General features: G+C 60.3%; 19 protein-coding genes and 1 riboswitch. Of the genes, 10 read left to right on the top strand and 9 right to left on the bottom strand.

The features are described 5' to 3' along the window. Window positions 1-10 precede the first annotated feature (10 nt). Window positions 11-856: a methylenetetrahydrofolate reductase [NAD(P)H] gene (gene metF / locus BMZ57_RS10945; protein WP_010207177.1), complete on the bottom strand. Its 846-nt coding sequence runs from the start codon at window positions 854-856 to the stop codon at window positions 11-13. Window positions 857-1,023: 167 nt separating this feature from the next. Then, window positions 1,024-2,433 (bottom strand): adenosylhomocysteinase, encoded by a 1,410-nt coding sequence (ahcY, locus tag BMZ57_RS10940; protein ID WP_021492689.1) that lies wholly within the window; start codon window positions 2,431-2,433, stop codon window positions 1,024-1,026. A gap of 21 nt (window positions 2,434-2,454) precedes the next feature. Then, window positions 2,455-2,561: riboswitch (S-adenosyl-L-homocysteine riboswitch) on the bottom strand. A 198-nt stretch (window positions 2,562-2,759) separates the two neighbouring features. On the opposite strand from ahcY, the gene BMZ57_RS10935 reads away from it, so the two are divergent. From BMZ57_RS10935 to BMZ57_RS10925, 3 genes are all read left to right on the top strand, one after another. Continuing rightward, a complete protein-coding gene (locus tag BMZ57_RS10935; RefSeq protein ID WP_010207175.1) occupies window positions 2,760-3,164 on the top strand; it encodes an acyl-CoA thioesterase in 405 nt (134 codons plus the stop codon). A gap of 99 nt (window positions 3,165-3,263) precedes the next feature. Then, a complete protein-coding gene (locus BMZ57_RS10930; protein ID WP_069672927.1) occupies window positions 3,264-5,195 on the top strand; it encodes a patatin-like phospholipase family protein in 1,932 nt (643 codons plus the stop codon). A 71-nt stretch (window positions 5,196-5,266) separates the two neighbouring features. Beyond that, window positions 5,267-6,154: a formate/nitrite transporter family protein gene (locus tag BMZ57_RS10925; RefSeq protein WP_069672961.1), complete on the top strand. Its 888-nt coding sequence runs from the start codon at window positions 5,267-5,269 to the stop codon at window positions 6,152-6,154. Here BMZ57_RS10925 and BMZ57_RS10920 read toward each other — a convergent pair. Further along, complete coding sequence (locus BMZ57_RS10920) at window positions 6,148-7,407, bottom strand: cation:proton antiporter (protein WP_042571432.1); 1,260 nt, start codon at window positions 7,405-7,407, stop codon at window positions 6,148-6,150. The genes BMZ57_RS10925 and BMZ57_RS10920 overlap by 7 nt on opposite strands. A gap of 191 nt (window positions 7,408-7,598) precedes the next feature. Here BMZ57_RS10920 and BMZ57_RS10915 point away from each other — a divergent pair, with 191 nt between their 5' ends. Continuing rightward, on the top strand, window positions 7,599-7,985 hold the full coding sequence (locus tag BMZ57_RS10915) for an MAPEG family protein (RefSeq protein WP_010207167.1): 387 nt from the start codon (window positions 7,599-7,601) through the stop codon (window positions 7,983-7,985). Between the two features lie 88 nt (window positions 7,986-8,073). Here the strand turns inward: BMZ57_RS10915 and mltA are convergent, their stop codons facing one another. Continuing rightward, a complete protein-coding gene (mltA, locus tag BMZ57_RS10910) occupies window positions 8,074-9,258 on the bottom strand; it encodes a murein transglycosylase A (protein ID WP_069672926.1) in 1,185 nt (394 codons plus the stop codon). Between the two features lie 129 nt (window positions 9,259-9,387). Between mltA and BMZ57_RS10905 the strand changes: the two genes are divergently transcribed. Next, complete coding sequence (locus tag BMZ57_RS10905; RefSeq protein WP_010207165.1) at window positions 9,388-9,837, top strand: c-type cytochrome; 450 nt, start codon at window positions 9,388-9,390, stop codon at window positions 9,835-9,837. 6 nt (window positions 9,838-9,843) lie between these two features. Here the strand turns inward: BMZ57_RS10905 and BMZ57_RS10900 are convergent, their stop codons facing one another. From BMZ57_RS10900 to BMZ57_RS10880, 5 genes are all read right to left on the bottom strand, one after another. Further along, window positions 9,844-10,239 carry a DUF1090 domain-containing protein gene (locus tag BMZ57_RS10900; protein ID WP_010207163.1) on the bottom strand — a complete coding sequence of 132 codons (396 nt, stop codon included), beginning with the start codon at window positions 10,237-10,239 and terminating at the stop codon, window positions 9,844-9,846. A 39-nt stretch (window positions 10,240-10,278) separates the two neighbouring features. Further along, window positions 10,279-11,943, bottom strand: a complete 1,665-nt coding sequence (gene ligB, locus BMZ57_RS10895) for an NAD-dependent DNA ligase LigB (RefSeq protein WP_031291100.1) — start codon at window positions 11,941-11,943, stop codon at window positions 10,279-10,281. A gap of 95 nt (window positions 11,944-12,038) precedes the next feature. Further along, window positions 12,039-12,389 (bottom strand): hypothetical protein, encoded by a 351-nt coding sequence (locus BMZ57_RS10890; RefSeq protein WP_047542543.1) that lies wholly within the window; start codon window positions 12,387-12,389, stop codon window positions 12,039-12,041. 210 nt (window positions 12,390-12,599) lie between these two features. Next, window positions 12,600-13,790: a methionine adenosyltransferase gene (gene metK / locus BMZ57_RS10885; RefSeq protein WP_010207159.1), complete on the bottom strand. Its 1,191-nt coding sequence runs from the start codon at window positions 13,788-13,790 to the stop codon at window positions 12,600-12,602. A 19-nt stretch (window positions 13,791-13,809) separates the two neighbouring features. After that, window positions 13,810-14,805 (bottom strand): ArsR/SmtB family transcription factor, encoded by a 996-nt coding sequence (locus BMZ57_RS10880; RefSeq protein WP_010207158.1) that lies wholly within the window; start codon window positions 14,803-14,805, stop codon window positions 13,810-13,812. Window positions 14,806-15,063: 258 nt separating this feature from the next. Here BMZ57_RS10880 and tkt point away from each other — a divergent pair, with 258 nt between their 5' ends. From tkt to BMZ57_RS10855, 5 genes are all read left to right on the top strand, one after another. Further along, on the top strand, window positions 15,064-17,061 hold the full coding sequence (tkt, locus tag BMZ57_RS10875; protein WP_021492696.1) for a transketolase: 1,998 nt from the start codon (window positions 15,064-15,066) through the stop codon (window positions 17,059-17,061). Window positions 17,062-17,201: 140 nt separating this feature from the next. Next, the gene (epd, locus tag BMZ57_RS10870) at window positions 17,202-18,257 is read left to right on the top strand and encodes an erythrose-4-phosphate dehydrogenase (RefSeq protein ID WP_021492697.1); all 1,056 of its coding nucleotides are present in this window, start codon (window positions 17,202-17,204) and stop codon (window positions 18,255-18,257) included. A gap of 17 nt (window positions 18,258-18,274) precedes the next feature. After that, on the top strand, window positions 18,275-19,438 hold the full coding sequence (locus BMZ57_RS10865; protein WP_010207155.1) for a phosphoglycerate kinase: 1,164 nt from the start codon (window positions 18,275-18,277) through the stop codon (window positions 19,436-19,438). A gap of 29 nt (window positions 19,439-19,467) precedes the next feature. Then, a complete protein-coding gene (locus BMZ57_RS10860; protein WP_010207154.1) occupies window positions 19,468-19,695 on the top strand; it encodes a hypothetical protein in 228 nt (75 codons plus the stop codon). Between the two features lie 61 nt (window positions 19,696-19,756). Further along, window positions 19,757-20,092, top strand: a complete 336-nt coding sequence (locus BMZ57_RS10855) for an MliC family protein (protein ID WP_021492699.1) — start codon at window positions 19,757-19,759, stop codon at window positions 20,090-20,092. Window positions 20,093-20,105 lie beyond the last annotated feature (13 nt).

The following is a 20,105-nucleotide window of genomic DNA, read 5'->3' as shown; positions in this document are numbered from 1 at the left end:
CGGACAAACTTCAGCGTGGCAGCTTGAGGTTGTTCCAGATGGCAAGGCTGGGTTCAGCCTGGTTCAGGGTATAGAAGTGCAACCCTGGCGCGCCACCTTGCAACAAATCTTCACACATAGTGCTGATGACCTGTTCGCCGAACGCCTGGATGCTCTTGACGTCGTCGCCATAGGCTTCCAGTTGTTTACGCACCCAGCGTGGGATCTCGGCACCGCAGGCGTCGGAGAAGCGCGCCAGCTTGCTGTAGTTGGTGATCGGCATGATGCCTGGCACGATCGGGATGTTCACACCCATGGCCCGTACACGCTCGACAAAATAGAAGTAGCTGTCGGCGTTGAAGAAGTACTGGGTGATCGCGCTGTCAGCGCCGGCGTTGGCCTTGCGCACGAAGTTTTGCAGATCGTCTTCGAAGTTGCGGGCCTGGGGGTGCATCTCCGGGTAGGCCGCCACTTCGATATGGAAGTGATCGCCGGTTTCTTCACGGATGAAGCTCACAAGGTCATTGGCGTAGCGCAGCTCACCGCTGGCCATGCCCATGCCGGAGGGCAGGTCACCGCGCAGGGCGACGATGCGCTTGATGCCGGCGGCCTTGTATTGGGTCAGCAGGCCGCGCAGGTCGTCCTTGCTGTCGCCCACGCACGACAAGTGCGGAGCGGCGGGAACTTTGACTTGGCTTTCCAGTTGCAACACGGTGTTGATCGTGCGGTCACGGGTCGAGCCGCCGGCGCCGTAGGTGCAGGAGAAGAAGTCGGGGTTATAGCTGGCCAACTGCGTGGCAGTCGCCATCAGTTTTTCATGCCCAGCATCGGTCTTGGTCGGGAAGAACTCGAAGCTGTAGCGACGGTCTTGGGACATGGTCGTATCCTTGGAAACTCAAAACTGGAAGGCTTACACCGTCAATGTGGGAGCGGGCTTGCTCGCGAATGCAGTGGGTCAGTCATGATTGCTCCGACTGACACTCCGTATTCGCGAGCAAGCCCGCTCTCACACAAGCCCGCTCCGATAGGGAGAGAGCCGGTTACTTAGTAGCGGTAAGCGTGCGGCTTGAACGGACCTTCAACCGTCACGCCGATGTAGTCGGCCTGGGTCTTGGTCAGTTGAGTCACCACGCCGCCGAAGCCGCGGACCATTTCCAGGGCCACTTCTTCGTCGAGTTTCTTCGGCAGTACTTCCACGGTCAGGCGCTCGGCTTTCTGCGCAGGCGACAGGTCGGCGTACTTCTGGCCGAACAGGAAGATCTGCGCCAGTACCTGGTTGGCGAACGAGCCGTCCATGATGCGGCTTGGGTGGCCGGTGGCGTTGCCCAGGTTAACCAGACGGCCTTCGGCCAGCAGGATCAGGTAGTCGTCGTTCTGTGGGTCGAAATCACCAGCGCCGGTGCGGTGAACCTTGTGCACCTGTGGCTTCACTTCTTCCCATGCCCAGTTCTTGCGCATGAAAGCGGTGTCGATTTCGTTGTCGAAGTGACCGATGTTGCAGACAACGGCGCGCTTCTTCAGGGCTTTGAGCATGTTCGCGTCGCAAACATTCACGTTGCCGGTAGTGGTCACGATCAGGTCGATCTTGCCCAGCAGGGCCTTGTCGATGCTGGCTTCGGTGCCGTCGTTCTGGCCGTTGATGAACGGCGAAACCACTTCGAAACCGTCCATGCAGGCTTGCATGGCGCAGATCGGGTCCACTTCGGAGACCTTGACGATCATGCCTTCCTGACGCAGGGACTGGGACGAACCCTTGCCCACGTCACCGTAGCCGATCACCAGGGCTTGCTTGCCCGACAGCAGGTGGTCGGTGCCGCGCTTGATGGCGTCGTTGAGGCTGTGACGGCAGCCGTACTTGTTGTCGTTCTTGCTCTTGGTCACCGAGTCGTTGACGTTGATGGCCGGGATTTTCAGCTCGCCCTTGGCCAGCATGTCCAGCAGGCGGTGCACGCCAGTGGTGGTTTCTTCGGTCACACCGTGGACGCGGTCGAGGATCTGCGGGTACTTCTTGTGCAGCAGCTCGGTCAGGTCGCCGCCGTCGTCGAGGATCATGTTGGCGTCCCATGGCTTGCCATCTTTGAGGATGGTTTGCTCCAGGCACCACTCGTACTCTTCTTCGGTTTCGCCTTTCCAGGCGAACACGGCGATACCGGCAGCAGCGATAGCGGCAGCGGCCTGGTCTTGAGTCGAGAAAATGTTGCAGGACGACCAGCGTACTTCGGCACCCAGGGCAACCAGGGTTTCGATCAGCACGGCAGTCTGAATGGTCATGTGGATGCAACCGAGGATCTTGGCGCCTTTGAGCGGCTGCTCAGCGGCGTACTTGCGACGCAGACCCATCAGGGCAGGCATTTCGGATTCGGCGATGAACGTTTCGCGACGGCCCCAGGCGGCGAGGGACATGTCGGCGACTTTGTAGTCGTTGAAACCTGCAGGCGTGTTTACTGCGCTCATGAAGAGCCTCCATTCGTAGTGTGCGAATGGGCGCCGTTGTGCGTTTAGTATCAGGCCAGGTGGACCAGGCCGGACAACGCCCCATCCGAGCCTGACAGGTTGAACCTGCTGCAGCGCCCCTCGGACAGGTGGCGGGAGAACGGTATCAACCAGAGATGACCGTTTTGAAACGGCGCCGATTATAGCCTTGTGCGCCAGACTTCCCAAGCCTTTCCGTCGGCCATATGAAGATCGCTGATGGGGTTGATAGGTAATGGCACATAGAGCTTGGGCCCACGCTCTGCCATGATGTTGCCCATCATTCGGCAAGACGCTTTGGAGTGACCATGAACTTCCACACCCGCAAATGGGTAAAACCTGAAGACCTCAACCCCAACGGCACCCTGTTCGGCGGCAGTCTGCTGCGCTGGATCGACGAAGAAGCGGCGATCTACGCCATTGTGCAACTGGGCAACCAGCGCGTGGTGACCAAGTACATCTCCGAAATCAACTTTGTCAGCGCCTCGCGCCAGGGCGACATCATCGAGCTGGGCATCACCGCCACTGAGTTCGGTCGCACCTCTATCACGTTGACCTGCGAAGTGCGCAATAAGATCACCCGTAAAAGCATCCTCACAGTAGAGAAAATGGTGTTCGTCAACCTGGGTGAAGACGGTTTGCCGGCACCCCACGGTCGCACCGAGATCCGGTACGTGAAGGATCAGTTCAAGGACGATAGCCTTCCCGAGTAACCCCGCAGTGGGGTGATTTGCTTTACCAAATCATTCCGTACGGATCTTTCGCAGGCGCTCTCATCACTCAGGGCCACATCCCGTAGAGAGAGCCCGTGCATGAAAGTGTTTAATGCAATCGCCACACTCCAACCCTCATTGAACGAAGAGGCCTTCTCCCCGACCCATCAAGCGGTGGAGACGCCTCTGGTGGAGGGGGTTGGTGCGCGCAATGTGACGCTTCTGCGTGATCACCAGGGACGGGTAGACGTATTTTTATCGGCACCCGCCGTTACCAGCCTTGTACTCAGTGGGGGTGGCGCCAAGGGTATTGCTTTCTCGGGGGTGGTGCGGGCACTTGAGGATGCTCAGAAGCTGGAAGGTATCCAATCGATCTCCGGCTCATCTGCCGGTGCGATTTCCGCGGCACTGATTGCCAGCGGCATGGGGGCGCAAGCGTTCGACAGGTTGTCGGACAGCATCGATTTGCCCAGCCTGCTGAACAGCAAGGACGTCGTGACGGCCTGGATGCAGGATGCCAGTTCGACACTGGGCAAACTGGTCGGCCGCTTGCCCGGCGCTGCCGGCAATATTTCTCAGTTGCTGATGACCTTGCTGCCGCGCCTGCAGACCGAGGCATTACCCCTTGAAGAAGTGATCCGCAACGAGTCGCGCCAGTCGATTCTGGAGCATATCGCGCAAACCCCTCGGGAAACCCGGCCGGGCGAAGTCATGCGCATTGCTGACAAATTGAGTGCCGGTGCCGCCCCTACGTTTGGCGATCTTGACGTGTTGAGCCGGCATATTCCTGCGATCAAGCAGCTCAACATTACCGGCACCGGCATGTTTGCTGGCCGTCCGCAGTTGGTGGTGTTCAATGCCAGCCTGACCCCGCAGATGGATATCGCCCGGGCGGCGCATATTTCCGGCTCGTTGCCGCTGGTGTTCAAAAGCCCGGAGGAGCGGGGGCATGGTTTCCAAACCTCAACTGAAACCACCGCGTTCAAGGACGGCGGCATGCTGCTCAATACACCGGCGCCAGGTGTGGTGGATCGGGCATTTCCCGAGAGTCCCCTGACCAAGTCTGAGTCCTTGATCGTCAAGTTCGAGTCCGACGCGGCTGATGCGCGAACGCGCAGTGGCAGTTTTTTCAGCAGCTTGGCAGACCGCATCACCGGTGTTCCGCATTCGGCTGCGGGAGCCTTTCAGGACAAAAAGCTTGAGGCGTTCGCCGAGCAGATCGTGACATTGCCCCTGAAGACGGAAAAAGGTGATTTTCGAGGCCTGCTAACGGGCACGGTCAACTTCACGATGCAGGATGAGCATAAGCAACATCTGCAGGCGAAGGCGCGCCAGGCGGTAGACGCGCATCTGGAGCGTCGCAGCACCGCGCTTGAGCGCCACTCGTTCCAATCGCTGGATGACGCCGTGTTGGCCATGGACGATGCAATGCTCGCCAGTGTGCAACCAGCGCTGCAAAAAGATCCCGCCGCCGCGGATGTGCTGACGTTTCGCAAGAACGCCCAACAGGCGTTGCACGCCCTGGATGGCGCGATTATCGAAGCCAACCAGGCGAAGGGCGCGCTGGTGTTCACGCCGAAAATCTTATCGGCCCTGCGTAACCTCGACGCCCTGGCCCGGCGTCCCGAGCAAATCGATTGGTTGGGGCGGCGTCTCAATGTCGCCAGTCAGCGCAATTTCCAGCAGTTGTTGCAAGTGGCAGCCAAGCAGATCGCGTCGGGCGCCTTGCCGATGTCCAAGGTCATTGGCAGCGCTGTCGCTGAGATGAGCGTGCGTGATATTGCGATGAAAGCTGAAAGCTTCACGCGGGAAGTGATCTACCCTTCGCTGTTTCGGCCGGGCCAGCCCAACGCCAATGTAGAGCTGTTACACCGTGCGACCCAGGATTTGGCGTGGTCTTCCACGCCCACTGAATTCAACCGAGTGCTCGATACCATCAGCGACCGCTACAAGGCGCGCAACAAACCCTGGGACCGGATGTCCAGTGCCACCACCGTGGAGCAGGCCAAGGCCTGGCGTGTGCAGGTTTAGTTGCCTGGCCACTGAACAGCCATTGCGGCGGCGTGTCGTAGCTACAGGCACCCCTTGGACTCTGGATGATCATGACCACCGAAGAAGCAGGCAAAACCCCCAACCTGTCGCAGGAAGAGCAGCACGACGTGGACAAAAACCAGCCGCCCCGTGCGGCGGTGTTGCATGAAATCATCCGCACCCAGGGCGACCAGGAGCTGGAGCGCAGTGTCGCCGCGTTGTGGTGGTCGGCATTGGCTGCCGGGCTGACCATGGGGTTGTCGCTGATGGCGATGGGCTTGCTCAATTCCCGTTTGCCGGAGGGCGAAGCTTTCAAGGTGATCGCCAGCTTCGGTTACTGCGCAGGCTTCCTGGCAGTGATCCTCGCACGCCAGCAATTGTTCACTGAAAATACCCTGACCGCCGTGTTGCCGGTGATGAGCAAACCCACGCTGGGCAACGCGGGGCGACTGTTGCGGCTATGGACGGTGGTGCTGGTCGGCAACCTGTGCGGCACCCTGCTGGTAGCCTATGTGATGTTGCACCTGCCGATCTTCGATACCAAGACCGACCTGGCCTTCCTCGAAATCGGTCGCAAGATCATGGAGAACGATGCTGGCCAGATGTTCGCCAAGGGCATCATCTCCGGCTGGATGATCGCGACCATGGTGTGGATGATCCCGTCGATGGAAAGCGCCAAGATGTTTATCATCATCTTGATCACTTACCTGATGGCCCTGGGGGATTTCACGCATATCGTGGTGGGTTCGGCGGAAGTGTCGTACCTGGTGTTTGCCGGCGAGCTGGCATGGAAGGACTTCTGGCTGGTGTTCGCCGGACCGACCTTGGCAGGCAATATCATTGGCGGCAGCTTTATCTTTGCGTTGATCAGTCATGCGCAAATTCGCAGCGAAGGCAGCCTGCCGGACAAGAAAGCTGCGGACCCGAGGCATCCGCAGCAGATCAGCAAGGATCAGTGAGTGTCCGGCGCGGCCTGGGGCTCGTCCCGGGTCACGCGCTTGACCAGTTTGCCGATGCTCAACCCCTGCAACAGGATCGACGAGAGCACCACGATGTAGGTGATGCTCAGCAGCAGGTCACGCTCCGGGCCCAGCGGCAGTGCCAAGGCCAACGCTACCGACACACCACCGCGCAAGCCGCCCCAAGTGAGGATGCGGATGGTGCCGCGTGGCACCGTGCGCCAGCGCCGTAGCAGCAGGATCGCCGGGGCCACCGTCAACAGGCGCGACAGCAGGATCGCCACGGCCAGCAAGCTGGCGGCGAACACGTGCAGCCAATTGAACGGCAACAACAGCAGTTCCATGCCGATCAGGGCGAACAGTAGGGCGTTGAGCATGTCATCGAGCAACTCCCAGAAACCGTCGAGGTAGCGACGGGTCATGTCGTTCATCGCCAGCTTGCGGCCCAGGTTGCCGATGATCAGGCCGGCTACCACCATCGCAATCGGTGCCGAGACGTGCAGTTCGGTGGCCATCGCCGAGCCGCCGATCACCAGGGCGAGGGTCAGCATCACTTCGATCTGGTGCTGCTCGATGCTCTTGATCATCAGGTAGACCAGGTAGCCGATCAGGCCGCCGAACGCCACGCCGCCGATGGCTTCATGGGCGAATAGCATGGCGGTGGCGCCGACCGTGGGGGTTTCGCCCAGTTGTGCGATGCCCAGCAGTACGGTGAAGACCACGACTGCGGTACCGTCGTTGAAAAGTGATTCACCCACGATGGTGGTTTTCAGTGGTTTCGAAGCATTGGCCGTACGCAATACACCCAGCACGGCAATCGGATCGGTAGGTGAAATCAGCGCGCCGAACAGCAGGCAGTAAAGGAAGCTCACGTGCCAGCCGAACAGGGCAAAGATGTAGTACGCCAGGCTACCGATCACCACCGTCGCGATCAGTACGCCAAAGGTTGCCAGCAGGCCGATGGGCCAGCGATAGCTGCGCAGGTCGTTAAGGTTCACGTGCAAGGCGCCGGCGAACAGCAGGAACGACAGCATCCAGTTCATCAACAGGTCGCCGAAGTCGATCTGGCCGATCAACTGCTGGATGCGCTCTTCCAGGCCAGGGTAGCCGAGAACGCTCAACCCTTGCAGGATCAGCGAAAACACCAAAGCTGTGACCATCACACCGATGGTGGGCGGCAGGCCGATAAAGCGGAAGTTCACATAGGTGAGCAGGGTGGTGAGGCAGATAAAGGCGGCGACAAGTTCAAGCATCCGGGGTCCTTGGAGTTGGGTGGCAGTGCGTTATTGGGTGGATGGACCGCACCAGTGGCGCGATGTTGCAAGGCATTGGCTAAAACGCCATAGAACCTTTGGGCGAGCCAGGGCTCATAGCGGTGAGTGCGGTTTGGTATTTTTAGTGCTAAAACTCTAATCGCTGTTTAAAACTACAAAAGGAATGTGTGATGACGGTGGCTTTCTGGTGTGTGTTGATCGCAATTTTTCTACCTTACCTGTGCACGGGTGTGGCCAAGTTCAGCGGTGGCAAGTTCGGTCCACGGCAGAACCACGACCCCCGCGCGTTCCTGGACACCCTTGAAGGGTTTGCCAAGCGTGCCCACAGTGCCCAGCTCAACAGTTTTGAAGTCACACCGGCCTTCGCGGCCGCAGTGATCATTGCGCACCTGGCCGGTACGGCCGAATTGGTGACCATCAATGTGCTGGCCGTACTGTTTATCACCAGCCGCCTGCTGTACATCATCTGCTACCTGGCGGACTGGGCGATGCTGCGGTCGCTGGTGTGGTTCGTGGGGATGGCGTTGATTGCGAGTTTCTTCTTCGTATCGATCTAAAGGTCGAGCGGAGCCCCTATGGCGCGGGCTATTGTGGCGAGCGGGGCAAGCCCGCTCACCACAATAAACCGAGTTTGGCAGAGCGCTTTCAGCTCCCGACAGGTGCATCCGGCACGTGCGGCAATGCTGCGCCCTTGGGCCACAACATCCAGATCTGCCCCTGCTGCTTCATGTTCCCCGCCAGTTCGCCGGCCGTATCACCGGTACCCCAGAACAAATCCGCACGCACTTCACCCGTGATCGCACCACCGGTGTCCTGTGCGGCGACGGGCCGTATGATCGGTGAACCGTCTGGCTTGGTAGTCGACAGCCACAGCAGGCTGCCCAAAGGAATCACCTTGCGATCCACCGCCACGCTGTAGCCGGCGGTCAGCGGCACGTTCAAGGAGCCGCGCGGGCCTTCGTTGCTGTCGGGACGCGCGCTGAAGAACACATAGCTGGGATTGCTCGCCAGCAGTTCCGGGATACGCTGCGGGTGCGACTTGGCCCAGGCGCTGATGGTACCCATGGTGACGTCTTCTTTGTTCAATTCGCCTTGTTCCACCAGCCAACGGCCGATCGGGCGATAGGGGTAGCCGTTCTGGTCGCCATAACCGATGCGCAGTTGGCGCCCTCCGGCCAGTTGGATGCGGCCAGAGCCCTGGATTTGCAGGAATTGCAGGTCCATCGGGTCAGTCAGCCAGGCGATTGGTTTGGCTGTTGAGCCCTGGCCGTTGATGACGCTGGCATCGTCGTAAGGCTTGAGCACGCGACCTTCCAGGCGACCGCGCAGGCGCTTGCCCTTGAGTTCGGGGTAGATACTTTCCAGGTTGACGATAATCAGGTCGTCCGGCACGCCGTATACCGGCACGTTGGCTTTGGCGGTCTTGGTCAGGCTCCCGGGGTAGACCGGTTCGTAGTAGCCGGTGATCAAGCCGTTCGGGGTGTTGTCAGCCGAGCGTAGGCCGAACACATCCAGGCGTTCCTTGAGAAACCCGCGCACCGCCACGGCATTGCTCGGCACTGTCGCGGCTGCCGCACAGGTCGCGCCCCACACCGGGTCGGCCTTGAGGCGCTGGCAGGCGCTGCGCCAGGACTCAAAACCCGCCAGCAGGTCGCTGTCGGACACTGCCGGCAAGGCTTCCCATGGCGCACTCACATAGGTGGCGACAGCGTGGGGTTTCGACGTTTCGTCTTTGGCTGTTTCTTTGCCCGCGTCGCAGCCAGCCAGCAGCGCGATCATCGGCAGGGCCCACGCCAGGCGGCGGCCCCAGGGTTTCAACGTGACATTCATACAAACAATTCCTGAAGCGATTGCCCGCGCCACAGCGCTGTTTGGCAACCCTTATTATTAATAGGGCTATTGGTCTTTACGGGCGGGGCGAGGATACTGGCCGCCGTTTCCCGTGACCTCGAAGCCACCATGACTTTTAAAAAACTGACCGTTGTATTGCTGGCCTGCCTGACACTGTCCGCCTGTGGCGGCGTGGATCCGAATTCGCCGCTGGGCCAGCGCAAGGCGATCTTCAAGCAGATGCTCAAAACCGGCGAAGACCTGGGCGGCATGTTGCGCGGGCGGATCCCATTCGACGGCGCTAAATTTGCCGAAGGCGCAGTCAGGCTGGACGCGTTGTCCCATGAGCCTTGGAAGCATTTTCCGAGCGTGCGCGAAGAAGATCACACCAGTGCCAAGGATGATGTCTGGCAGAAGCAGGCGCAGTTCCAGCAACTGGCCCGCGACCTTGAAGCGGCCACCGGTGAATTGGTGACCGCCAGCCAGGTTCAGCCATACAAAGCGAGCAACCTGGGGCCGGCAGTGCAGAAAGTCGAAGATGCCTGCAGCGCATGCCATAAGCAGTTCCGAGACCACTGACCGGTTTTACTGGTCGAGCTCTTCCACCGCGTCCTGCAGTTCTTTGCGGGACTCGGCGAGTTTGTCCTTACGTTTGTTGATCTTGTCCGCGTCACCTTTTTTCATGGCCTTGTCGAGGTCGGCCTGACGGCGGCTGACTTCATGCTTGGCATCAAGCACCTTGTTTTCCCGTTCCTTCTTCAAGGACGCCTCGGTGCAGTTGGCGGTGACTTCGCTCAAGGCTTTTTCCAGACCGGCTTGCTGGGCGCTGTTGCCGTGCGCCTTGGCCTGTTCGATCTGGGTGCTGATGGCTTGGCGCTTGGCGGCGCAACCGGTGAGCTGCGGGGCTTCTTCGGCGGCCAGCAGGGGGGTGGCCATGAAGCTTGCGACGGTCAACAGGGCAAAGGGGGCTAGAAATTTCATGTGGGACTCCAAGGTCGCAATCTGATGGTCGGCTCGGGTTCAAAACCCATCGATGCCGGCCACGCGTAATGTGTCTGCCAAGGCCTGTACTTGCGGGTCGCGGAAAAAGGCGCTCAGTTGCGCCGCGCGGCCCGGGCCGATGCCATCGATGGCCAGCCAGGCCTGGGTGTCTCTGGCGACCAGCGTCTGCCAGTCGCCTTCCAGGTTGTTACGTGCCGCGGGTGGTACGCCCAAGGCTTTGAGCCATTGTGCAAAGGACCGCTGCCGTGCGCTGTTGAGGCTTTCGAGCACTCGCGTACGGCTGCTATCACCGAAGCCCTCAATGTTAGCAAGCTCTGCCACATCCAGGGTTAACCAATCGAGAAAGCTTGCGATTAGACCGGCCTGGATCAATACGTTCCAAGTCTCGCGACCTATGTGCGGCAACGCCAGGCCCTGATTGCCGCTCAACCAGGTGAGGCGCGCCAGCAGTTGCTCTTCGCAGCCTGGGTCCAGTTGCCAGCAACTCAAGGCATGAAAGTCCCGAGGGTCAGGTGCCGCCAAGTCGGCCCTGTGAGCATTTCGCAGGATGACCTCGTCCAGTCGGGGGATCACCTGGCCCGCAAGGCTGATGGAGACCTGGTCGCCAGGGCGGATATCCAGCGTTTGCCAACGCTTCAATGACCCGGCGCTCACACGACTGATCTGGCGGTCATCCAACTGCACCGGTTCCAGCTCAAGCATGGGTGTGATGCGTCCGGTGCGACCGATCTTGAATCGTACGTTGCGCACCAGCGCCAGGGCCTTGGCCGCCGGATACTTCCAGGCGACCGCCCAATAAGGTTCGCTGGCCTTCCATCGTCTGGCGGGCGGGCGCTGTGCCTGGTGCAACACCACCCCATCGCTGGCGAATGGCAGTGGATGGTTGTACCAATACGCGCGCCAGTGCGTGGCTTCGGCGATATCCCGAATGGGCTGACTGTAGCGTCGGCTGTCGGTAAAACCCCAGCGTGCCAATGCGGCCAAACGCTCGGTAAACGACCCCGGACCCTCGGGCCATGCCCATACGAACAGACCGATGCCGGCGGCGTCGGCGTCGCTCAATTCGAGGCGGTTCATCAGCCCGGCCACCTTGCTGCGGGCATTGAGCCCTCCGTTTGCCGATTGCACGTGGTCGTCGAGGTGCCAATAGAGTTCGCCTTGCAGCACCAGGTCGATGGGCTCCGGCAACTGCTGGACAATGCCGGGGATCCTGCGCGCGGACGCCGACCAGTCGTGGCCCATCAGGCCATCGCCCCGGCTGATGACTTGGCGCAGGCGACCTTGTCGATACACCAGGGTCACCGCCACACCGTCCACCTTGGGTTGAATCCAGACATCCTGGCGTGTGCTCAGCCAGGCGCCGACTGCCTGTTCATCCAGCAGTTTCTCAAGGCCCGTATGGGCAATGGGGTGGCGTAGGGTGCCGCGTGAGCTCGCCAGTGGGTTGTCGGGTTTCGGGGGGGACTCAGGGAAGCACCGGCGCCAGTGGGTCAGACGTTGGCGCGCCTGGTCATAGAGTTCGTCGCTGACGGGGGATTGGTTGAGGCGGTGGTAGCTGTCGTCCCAGAGGCGTATCTGTTCGGTCAGTGTGTTGACCTGTGCCCGGGCTGTGTCGGGACACTCTTCGGCCCACCCCCTGAAGGGTAAAATGCTGAGTAAAAGCGCTAGCAGTAAAGGCATCATGAGCATCCTTGCTCGGAAAGGGTGCCCAGCCTAAATGATCCGATCGGCCACAAAAAAGCCCCGACGCTGCGGGGCTTTTTACTGGGTATTTCTATTTACTTGAACAGACCGCCCAGGGCCTTCACGGCGTCTGGTTTATCGGCCTTCGCCTCTTGAGTTTGCTGCTTCGCGTCGGCTTTTGCCTGGGCTTCAGAAAGTTTGTTGCAACCTTTGTTGATCTGGTCTTGCGCGGCTTTGAAGGCCTTCACCTTCAAGGTGTCCTTCTGGGCTTCAGCTGCATCGATCTTGGCTTGCAGATCGGCTGCTTGTTTCTGGCAATCGCCAGCGTTGCCGCCACCCAGTTGGGCGCTCAGGGCACCACTCAATGCGCTCAGGTCGGCGGCGTTTACCGGCAGGGCGAACAGGCTGAAGAGAAGGGCGGCAGGGGCGAGCGTGGAGATGCGCATGAAAAACCTCAATGTTCGATTGCCTGCGCGTTTGTCTGTCTCGGGCTGGCGCAGGGCAATATCCAAATAAGGTAAAGGGCCCGAGAGGGCGCGGATTCTAGAGGGCCATCATTAGGCCTGCAAGGTTTGGATCCAAAAAACGTGAAGATCATCGCGCAATAAAAAGCCCCGCCGGAATAACCCGGCGGGGCTTTTGTGCATCGAGAGCGATTACAGGCCGGCGGCAATCCGCAGGTCGTTGGCGCGGTCGGTTTTTTCCCAGGTGAAGGTGGTGAAAGTGTCGTCGCCGACGGTCTTCTGCGCTGGGGTACGACCGAAGTGGCCGTAGGCTGCGGTTTCCTGGTACATCGGGTGCAGCAGGTCGAGCATGGTGGTGATCGCGTAAGGGCGCAGGTCGAAGATCTCACGCACCAGCTTGACGATCTTGTCATCGCTGATCTTGCCGGTGCCGAAGGTATTCAGCGAGATCGACGTAGGCTGGGCTACACCGATTGCGTAGGAAACCTGGATCTCACAACGCTCGGCCAGACCGGCCGCGACGATGTTCTTGGCCACGTAACGACCGGCGTAGGCCGCCGAACGGTCAACCTTGGACGGGTCTTTACCCGAAAACGCACCACCGCCGTGGCGGGCCATGCCTCCGTAGCTGTCGACGATGATCTTGCGACCGGTCAGGCCGCAATCGCCCACTGGGCCACCGATGATGAACTGGCCGGTCGGGTTGATGTGGAACTGGGTGTCCTTGCTCAGCAGTTCGGCCGGCAGCACGTGCTTGACGATAAGCTCCATGACGCCTTCGCGCAGGTCGGCGTAGGACACGTCCGGGTTGTGCTGGGTCGACAGCACGACCGCGTCGATACCCACCACCTTGCCGCCTTCGTAACGGCAGGTCACCTGGGACTTGGCGTCCGGACGCAGCCACGGCAGCAGGCCGGATTTACGGGCTTCGGCCTGGCGCTGTACCAATTGGTGCGAGAAAGTGATCGGCGCAGGCATCAGCACGTCGGTTTCGTTGCTGGCGTAGCCGAACATCAGGCCTTGGTCGCCGGCGCCTTGATCTTCAGGCTTGGCACGGTCGACACCCTGGTTGATGTCAGGCGATTGCTTGCCGATGATGTTCATCACGCCGCAGGTCGCGCCGTCGAAGCCGACGTCGGAGCTGTTGTAGCCAATGTCGGTGATCACGTCACGCACCAGCTGTTCCAGGTCAACCCAGGCGGAAGTGGTCACTTCGCCGGCGATGATCGCTACGCCGGTTTTCACCAGGGTCTCGCACGCCACACGGGCGAACTTGTCTTCAGCAATGATGGCGTCCAGCACCGCGTCAGAAATCTGGTCGGCGATTTTGTCCGGATGCCCTTCAGACACGGACTCGGAGGTGAAAAGGGAGTATTCGCTCATCTCGATGTTTTCCTGATATTTACCGATGGTGAGTGTCGCCAGCCGGTCGCTGAAAATGGCGGACCTGGATCTGGAAACCATTACGTAAACCTACATAGAGGCTTTCCCCGGGAACGAGTCCCGCAGCGGTGGCCCAACGGGCCAGATCATCCTGTTCAAAACCCAACCAGAGATCACCGCAGGCCTCCCTGGCCCAATTCTGGTTGTGGCTGCATAAATCCGTAACCAACAGGCTACCGCCGGGGTGCAGCAGCCCGGCCATTTGCTTGAGGGCGTCGGCGGGTGCGGCGAAATGGTGCAAGACCATGTTCAGCACCACGCAGTCGGCCTTTAACGCCGTGCTGTTCAATGCGTCGGCCAGTTGCAGGCTGACATTGCCCAGTGACTCGCGCTCACAAAGCTGACGCGCCAGTTCCAGCATCGCCGGGCTGTTGTCCAAGGCTGTGACTTGCTGAAAGCGCCGCGCCAGCTCCGGCAGGAAACCGCCATCGCCGGGGCCGACTTCCAGTGCCGTGGCCTCTTCACTGAAGCTCAGCTTGTCGAGCAACGCCAATACGCTGTCGCGGTATTGGGCAAGACCGGCAATCAGGTCTTGCTGGGCGCGAAACTTCTCGGCAACCCGTGCGAAAAAATCCTGACTCGCGGCAGCGCGCTGCCCATGGACCTGGCCGATGCGCGACTGTACGTCGCCTGGCAGGCTGAGGTTGTCCACTTCTTCGAGCAGGGCAGCGTGCAGTTTGCCGCCCAGCAGTTCGGTATGGGGCAGCGCACGGCGGTAGAAAATCGCATTGCCTTCACGGCGGGTGGCTACCAGGTCGGCCTGGGCCAGTACCTTCAAGTGGTGACTCATGCCCGATTGGCCGATGGCGAAGATCTGTGCCAGTTCCAGTACGCCGAAGGAATCGTTGGCCAGTGCGCGCAACACGTTCAGACGCAACGGATCGCCAGCGGCCTTGCACAAGGCTGCCAGTTCATCGCCGTCGTCGGGGCGCAGTGAGGGCATAGGTAGATTCATAAGGCCAGCAGTCTAGTGACGGGTGGAGGGCATCGCAAGGTCAATATCAAAAAGTTTTGATATTGATCGATAAGTGGTGGTTATAAGCCGCCGCTATAACTGTTAGACGAACCGGTTAAAGGTTTCTGCAACGGATTGATGCCCAAAGCACAGGAAAAACGTCCTCAAGTGACTATCTGTCATTGCCCGCAGGCGGTGGCTGAGGGAAAATGCCGGTCCTTTTTTCCGTTTCTTTTCAGCAAACCCAGGAGATCAGCGATGCCCAGCCGTCGTGAGCGTGCCAACGCCATTCGTGCACTCAGCATGGATGCCGTGCAAAAAGCCAACAGCGGCCATCCCGGTGCCCCGATGGGCATGGCGGATATCGCCGAGGTGCTTTGGCGTGACTACCTGAAACACAACCCGAGCAACCCTTCGTTCGCCGACCGTGACCGCTTCGTGCTGTCCAACGGCCATGGCTCGATGCTGATCTACTCGCTGCTGCACCTGACCGGCTACGACGTCACTATCGACGATCTCAAAAGCTTCCGCCAGCTGCACAGCCGCACTCCGGGTCACCCTGAATTCGGCTATACCCCAGGCGTCGAGACCACCACCGGTCCCCTGGGCCAAGGCCTGGCCAATGCCGTTGGTTTTGCGCTGGCCGAGAAAGTCCTGGGCGCGCAGTTCAACCGTACAGGCCACAACATCGTCGACCACCACACCTACGTATTCCTGGGTGATGGCTGCATGATGGAAGGCATTTCCCACGAAGTCGCTTCCCTGGCCGGCACCCTGGGCCTGGGCAAGCTGATTGCCTTCTACGATGACAACGGCATCTCCATCGACGGCGAAGTCGAAGGCTGGTTCACCGATGACACCCCTAAGCGTTTCGAAGCCTACAACTGGCAGGTGATCCGCAACGTCGACGGCCACGATCCGGAAGAAATCAAGACCGCCATCGACACCGCCCGCAAGAGCGCGCAGCCAACCCTGATCTGCTGCAAGACCACCATCGGTTTCGGTTCGCCGAACAAGCAGGGCAAAGAAGACTGCCACGGCGCCCCACTGGGTGACGCGGAAATCGCCCTGACCCGTGAAGCATTGAAGTGGAACCACGGCCCGTTCGAAATTCCGGCCGACATCTACGCCGAATGGGATGCCAAGGAAAAAGGCCTGGCCACCGAAGCCGAGTGGGACCAGCGTTTCGCGGCCTACTCCGCCGAATTCCCTGAGCTGGCCAACGAGCTGGTCCGCCGCCTCGCCGGCGACCTGCCTGCCGACTTCTCGGAAAAAGCCTCGGCCTACATCGCCGAAGTCGCGGCCAAGGGCGAGACCATCGCCAGCCGTAAAGCCAGCCAGAACACCCTGAACGCGTTTGGCCCATTGCTGCCTGAGATCCTCGGCGGTTCGGCCGACCTGGCCGGCTCCAACCTGACACTGTGGAAGGGCTGCAAAGGTGTTTCGGCTGAAGACGCCAGCGGCAACTACATGTACTACGGCGTACGTGAGTTCGGCATGAGCGCCATCATGAACGGCGTGTCCCTGCACGGCGGCCTGGTGCCTTACGGCGCGACCTTCCTGATGTTCATGGAATACGCCCGTAACGCCGTGCGCATGGCTGCGCTGATGAAGAAGCGCGTGATCCACGTGTATACCCACGACTCCATTGGCCTGGGCGAAGACGGCCCTACGCACCAGCCGGTCGAGCAATTGACCAGCCTGCGTACCACGCCAAACCTGGACACCTGGCGTCCAGCCGACGCGGTGGAATCCGCCGTGGCCTGGAAACACGCCATCGAACGCAAGGACGGCCCTTCGGCGCTGATCTTCTCGCGTCAGAACCTGCAGCACCAAGTGCGTACCGACGCACAGATCGCCGACATCAGCCGTGGCGGCTACGTGCTCAAGGACTGCATCGGCGAGCCGGAGTTGATCCTGATCTCCACGGGTTCCGAGGTGGGCCTGACCGTCCAGGCGTACGACAAGCTGACCGCCCAGGGCCGCAACGTACGCGTTGTGTCCATGCCGTGCACCAGCGTGTTCGAAGCCCAGGACGCCGGCTATAAGCAATCGGTCCTGCCATTGCAGGTCAGTGCGCGTATCGCCATCGAAGCGGCTCACGCCGACTACTGGTACAAGTACGTGGGCCTGGAAGGCCGTGTGATCGGCATGACCACCTACGGTGAGTCGGCGCCGGCGCCAGCATTGTTCGAAGAGTTCGGTTTCACCCTGGAAAACATCCTGGGTCAGGCTGAAGAGCTGCTGGAAGACTAAGCTGTCGATTGAGGTGGCTGTACTGGCCTCTTCGCGAGCAAGCCCGCTCCCACATTGGAATGCATTTCAACTGTGGGAGCGGGCTTGCTCGCGAAAGCGGTCTAACAGCCACCCCTTCACCCAAGGTAATCGAGAACCCCATGCCTCAACCGCGTCGCTACAAAGTTGCACTCAACGGCTACGGCCGCATTGGTCGTTGCGTCTTGCGTGCTCTGTTCGAGCGAGGGGCGGATGCCGGGTTTGAAATTGTTGCGATCAATGATCTTGCCGACATGGCGAGCATCGAATACCTGACACGCTTTGACTCCACCCACGGCCGCTTTCCCGGCAAAGTGCGGGTCGAAGGCGATTGTCTGCACATTAATGGCAACTGCGTGCAGGTCTTGCGCAGTGCCACCCCTGAAGGCATCGACTGGACGGCATTGGGCGTTGACCTGGTGCTGGAATGTTCCGGTGTCTACCACACCCGTGCCGATGGCCAGCGTTTTCTCGACGCCGGCGCACCCCGTGTGCTGTTTTCACAGCCGATGGCCAGCGAGGCAGATGTCGACGCCACCATCGTCTACGGCATCAACCAGGACTGCCTGACCGGCGATGAGCTGCTGGTGTCCAACGCCTCCTGCACCACCAACTGCAGCGTGCCGCTGTTGCGTCTGTTGGATCAGGCGATCGGCCTGGACTACGTGTCGATCACCACGATTCACTCAGCGATGAACGACCAGCCGGTCATCGATGCCTATCACCACGAAGACCTGCGCCGTACGCGCTCGGCGTTCCAGTCGGTGATTCCGGTATCCACCGGCCTGGCGCGCGGCATTGAGCGACTGTTGCCGGAACTTGCCGGGCGAATCCAGGCCAAAGCCGTACGGGTGCCGACGGTGAACGTGTCCTGCCTGGACATCACTATGCAAACTGTCAGCGACACCGATGCGACGGAGGTCAACCGGATCCTGCGCGACGCCGCCACCAGCGGCCCGCTCAAAGGCCTGCTGGCCTATACCGAGTTGCCCCACGCCAGTTGCGATTTCAACCATGACCCGCATTCGGCGATTGTCGACGCCAGCCAGACCCGCGTTTCCGGCCCAAGGCTGGTGAATATCCTGGCCTGGTTCGACAACGAATGGGGTTTTGCCAACCGAATGCTGGATGTTGCGGAACATTATCTGCACATCGCCTCTAAACAACCTCAACAGTAATTCAGGAACTGCGACCCATGACCGTGTTGAAGATGACCGACCTCGATCTGCAAGGTAAGCGCGTACTGATCCGCGAAGACCTCAACGTCCCAGTCAAGGACGGTGTTGTCGCCAGCGATGCGCGAATCCTGGCCTCGCTGCCGACCATCAAGCTGGCCCTGGAAAAAGGCGCGGCCGTGATGGTCTGCTCCCACCTGGGTCGTCCGACCGAAGGTGAGTTCTCCGCCGAAAACAGCCTCAAGCCCGTCGCCGATTACCTCAGCAAAGCCCTTGGCCGCGACGTGCCGCTGGTGGCTGACTACCTAGGCGGCGTTGACGTGAAGGCTGGCGACATTGTGCTGTTCGAAAACGTGCGCTTCAACAAAGGCGAGAAAAAGAACAGCGACGAACTGGCCCAGCAATATGCGGCGCTGTGCGACGTGTTCGTGATGGACGCGTTCGGCACCGCCCACCGCGCTGAAGGCTCGACCCACGGCGTGGCCAAGTTCGCCAAAGTTGCTGCCGCTGGCCCGCTGCTGGCCGCTGAACTGGACGCACTGGGCAAGGCCCTGGGGGCTCCGGCCCAACCAATGGCCGCCATCGTGGCCGGTTCCAAGGTGTCCACCAAGCTGGACGTGCTCAACAGCCTGAGCCAGATCTGCAACCAGCTGATCGTTGGCGGCGGTATCGCCAACACCTTCCTGGCCGCAGCCGGGCATCCCGTGGGCAAGTCCCTGTACGAGCCGGATTTGCTCGACACTGCTCGTGCCATCGCCGCGAAAGTCAGCGTGCCACTGCCGGTGGACGTAGTGGTCGCCAAGGAATTTGCCGAAAGCGCCGAAGCCACCGTCAAGCTGATCGCGGATGTGGCCGCCGACGACATGATCCTGGATATCGGCCCACAAACCGCAGCCAACTTCGCTGAACTGCTGAAAGCCTCCCAGACCATCCTGTGGAACGGTCCGGTGGGTGTGTTCGAGTTTGATCAGTTCGGCAACGGCACCAAGGTGCTGGCCAAGGCCATCGCTGAAAGCTCGGCATTCTCCATCGCCGGCGGCGGCGACACCCTGGCGGCCATCGATAAATATGGCGTTGCTGACCAGATCTCCTACATTTCTACCGGTGGTGGCGCCTTCCTCGAATTCGTCGAAGGCAAAGTACTGCCCGCCGTTGAAGTGTTGGAAACCCGAGCCAAAGGCTGAGGCTCGTGATCCGGAAAAGGAGTGTTCCTATGACCAAGTCGTTGGCAATGGTGATCGCAGCGGGCCTGCTGGCTGGCTGCGGCAGCACGCCACATGCGGAGCCGGAAGCTGGAAAGCCTGCGGCGCAGCAGAAAAAAAGCTGCTACCAGGCGGACTGGCAAGCCGAGACCATGCCGGTGATCAACAAACGCATCGGCAACGAACGGCTGGAGAAATACGACTCCGCGCCCAACGGTCAGGAACAGGGTTGCCCTTGACGGGTCTGATCAACTAACCGACAGCAGCGGCGGCCTCCGGGTCGCACTGTGAGGATTGGCAATGAAAGGCGTTTTCGCCCTGGCAGCTCTGGCCTTGTTGGCCGGCTGCAGCAGTATGAACATGTTCGACAGCAAGGCAGAAACTGCCGACAAGTGGACCACTTGGACCTGCGACAGCAAGGCCGAGGTCAACTGGCGTTTCGCCAACCAGGCTAAATCCGAGGTGGAGTTGCGCCTCGGCGGTTCCGACCAGATCTACCGTCTTAAACAGGACGTCGCTGCCTCGGGCGTGCTGTATGCCAACGACCAATTGGCGTTTCACACAAAAGGTGAGGAAGGCCTGGTTTACTGGGTGGCCACCGATGATTTGATCGGCCGCGGCTGCAAGGCTCAATAGAGAGATCACGATC

Origin of the sequence: Pseudomonas simiae (assembly GCF_900111895.1) — a bacterium.
In the GTDB taxonomy this organism is placed as follows: domain Bacteria; phylum Pseudomonadota; class Gammaproteobacteria; order Pseudomonadales; family Pseudomonadaceae; genus Aquipseudomonas; species Aquipseudomonas simiae.
This window is presented reverse-complemented; position numbering and strand designations above follow the sequence as displayed.

What these genes read in the sequence shown, in the direction of transcription:
- BMZ57_RS10935 (WP_010207175.1), top strand. Translation starts at nt 2,760, where the DNA reads ATGAACTTCCACACCCGCAAATGGGTAAAACCTGAAGACCTCAACCCC.
- BMZ57_RS10900 (WP_010207163.1), bottom strand. Translation starts at nt 10,239, where the DNA reads ATGAAATTTCTAGCCCCCTTTGCCCTGTTGACCGTCGCAAGCTTCATG.
- tkt (WP_021492696.1), top strand. Translation starts at nt 15,064, where the DNA reads ATGCCCAGCCGTCGTGAGCGTGCCAACGCCATTCGTGCACTCAGCATG.
- metF (WP_010207177.1), bottom strand. Translation starts at nt 856, where the DNA reads ATGTCCCAAGACCGTCGCTACAGCTTCGAGTTCTTCCCGACCAAGACC.
- BMZ57_RS10890 (WP_047542543.1), bottom strand. Translation starts at nt 12,389, where the DNA reads ATGCGCATCTCCACGCTCGCCCCTGCCGCCCTTCTCTTCAGCCTGTTC.
- BMZ57_RS10925 (WP_069672961.1), top strand. Translation starts at nt 5,267, where the DNA reads ATGACCACCGAAGAAGCAGGCAAAACCCCCAACCTGTCGCAGGAAGAG.
- BMZ57_RS10905 (WP_010207165.1), top strand. Translation starts at nt 9,388, where the DNA reads ATGACTTTTAAAAAACTGACCGTTGTATTGCTGGCCTGCCTGACACTG.
- mltA (WP_069672926.1), bottom strand. Translation starts at nt 9,258, where the DNA reads ATGAATGTCACGTTGAAACCCTGGGGCCGCCGCCTGGCGTGGGCCCTG.
- BMZ57_RS10920 (WP_042571432.1), bottom strand. Translation starts at nt 7,407, where the DNA reads ATGCTTGAACTTGTCGCCGCCTTTATCTGCCTCACCACCCTGCTCACC.
- BMZ57_RS10880 (WP_010207158.1), bottom strand. Translation starts at nt 14,805, where the DNA reads ATGAATCTACCTATGCCCTCACTGCGCCCCGACGACGGCGATGAACTG.
- BMZ57_RS10865 (WP_010207155.1), top strand. Translation starts at nt 18,275, where the DNA reads ATGACCGTGTTGAAGATGACCGACCTCGATCTGCAAGGTAAGCGCGTA.
- BMZ57_RS10930 (WP_069672927.1), top strand. Translation starts at nt 3,264, where the DNA reads ATGAAAGTGTTTAATGCAATCGCCACACTCCAACCCTCATTGAACGAA.
- ahcY (WP_021492689.1), bottom strand. Translation starts at nt 2,433, where the DNA reads ATGAGCGCAGTAAACACGCCTGCAGGTTTCAACGACTACAAAGTCGCC.
- BMZ57_RS10860 (WP_010207154.1), top strand. Translation starts at nt 19,468, where the DNA reads ATGACCAAGTCGTTGGCAATGGTGATCGCAGCGGGCCTGCTGGCTGGC.
- BMZ57_RS10855 (WP_021492699.1), top strand. Translation starts at nt 19,757, where the DNA reads ATGAAAGGCGTTTTCGCCCTGGCAGCTCTGGCCTTGTTGGCCGGCTGC.
- ligB (WP_031291100.1), bottom strand. Translation starts at nt 11,943, where the DNA reads ATGATGCCTTTACTGCTAGCGCTTTTACTCAGCATTTTACCCTTCAGG.
- metK (WP_010207159.1), bottom strand. Translation starts at nt 13,790, where the DNA reads ATGAGCGAATACTCCCTTTTCACCTCCGAGTCCGTGTCTGAAGGGCAT.
- epd (WP_021492697.1), top strand. Translation starts at nt 17,202, where the DNA reads ATGCCTCAACCGCGTCGCTACAAAGTTGCACTCAACGGCTACGGCCGC.
- BMZ57_RS10915 (WP_010207167.1), top strand. Translation starts at nt 7,599, where the DNA reads ATGACGGTGGCTTTCTGGTGTGTGTTGATCGCAATTTTTCTACCTTAC.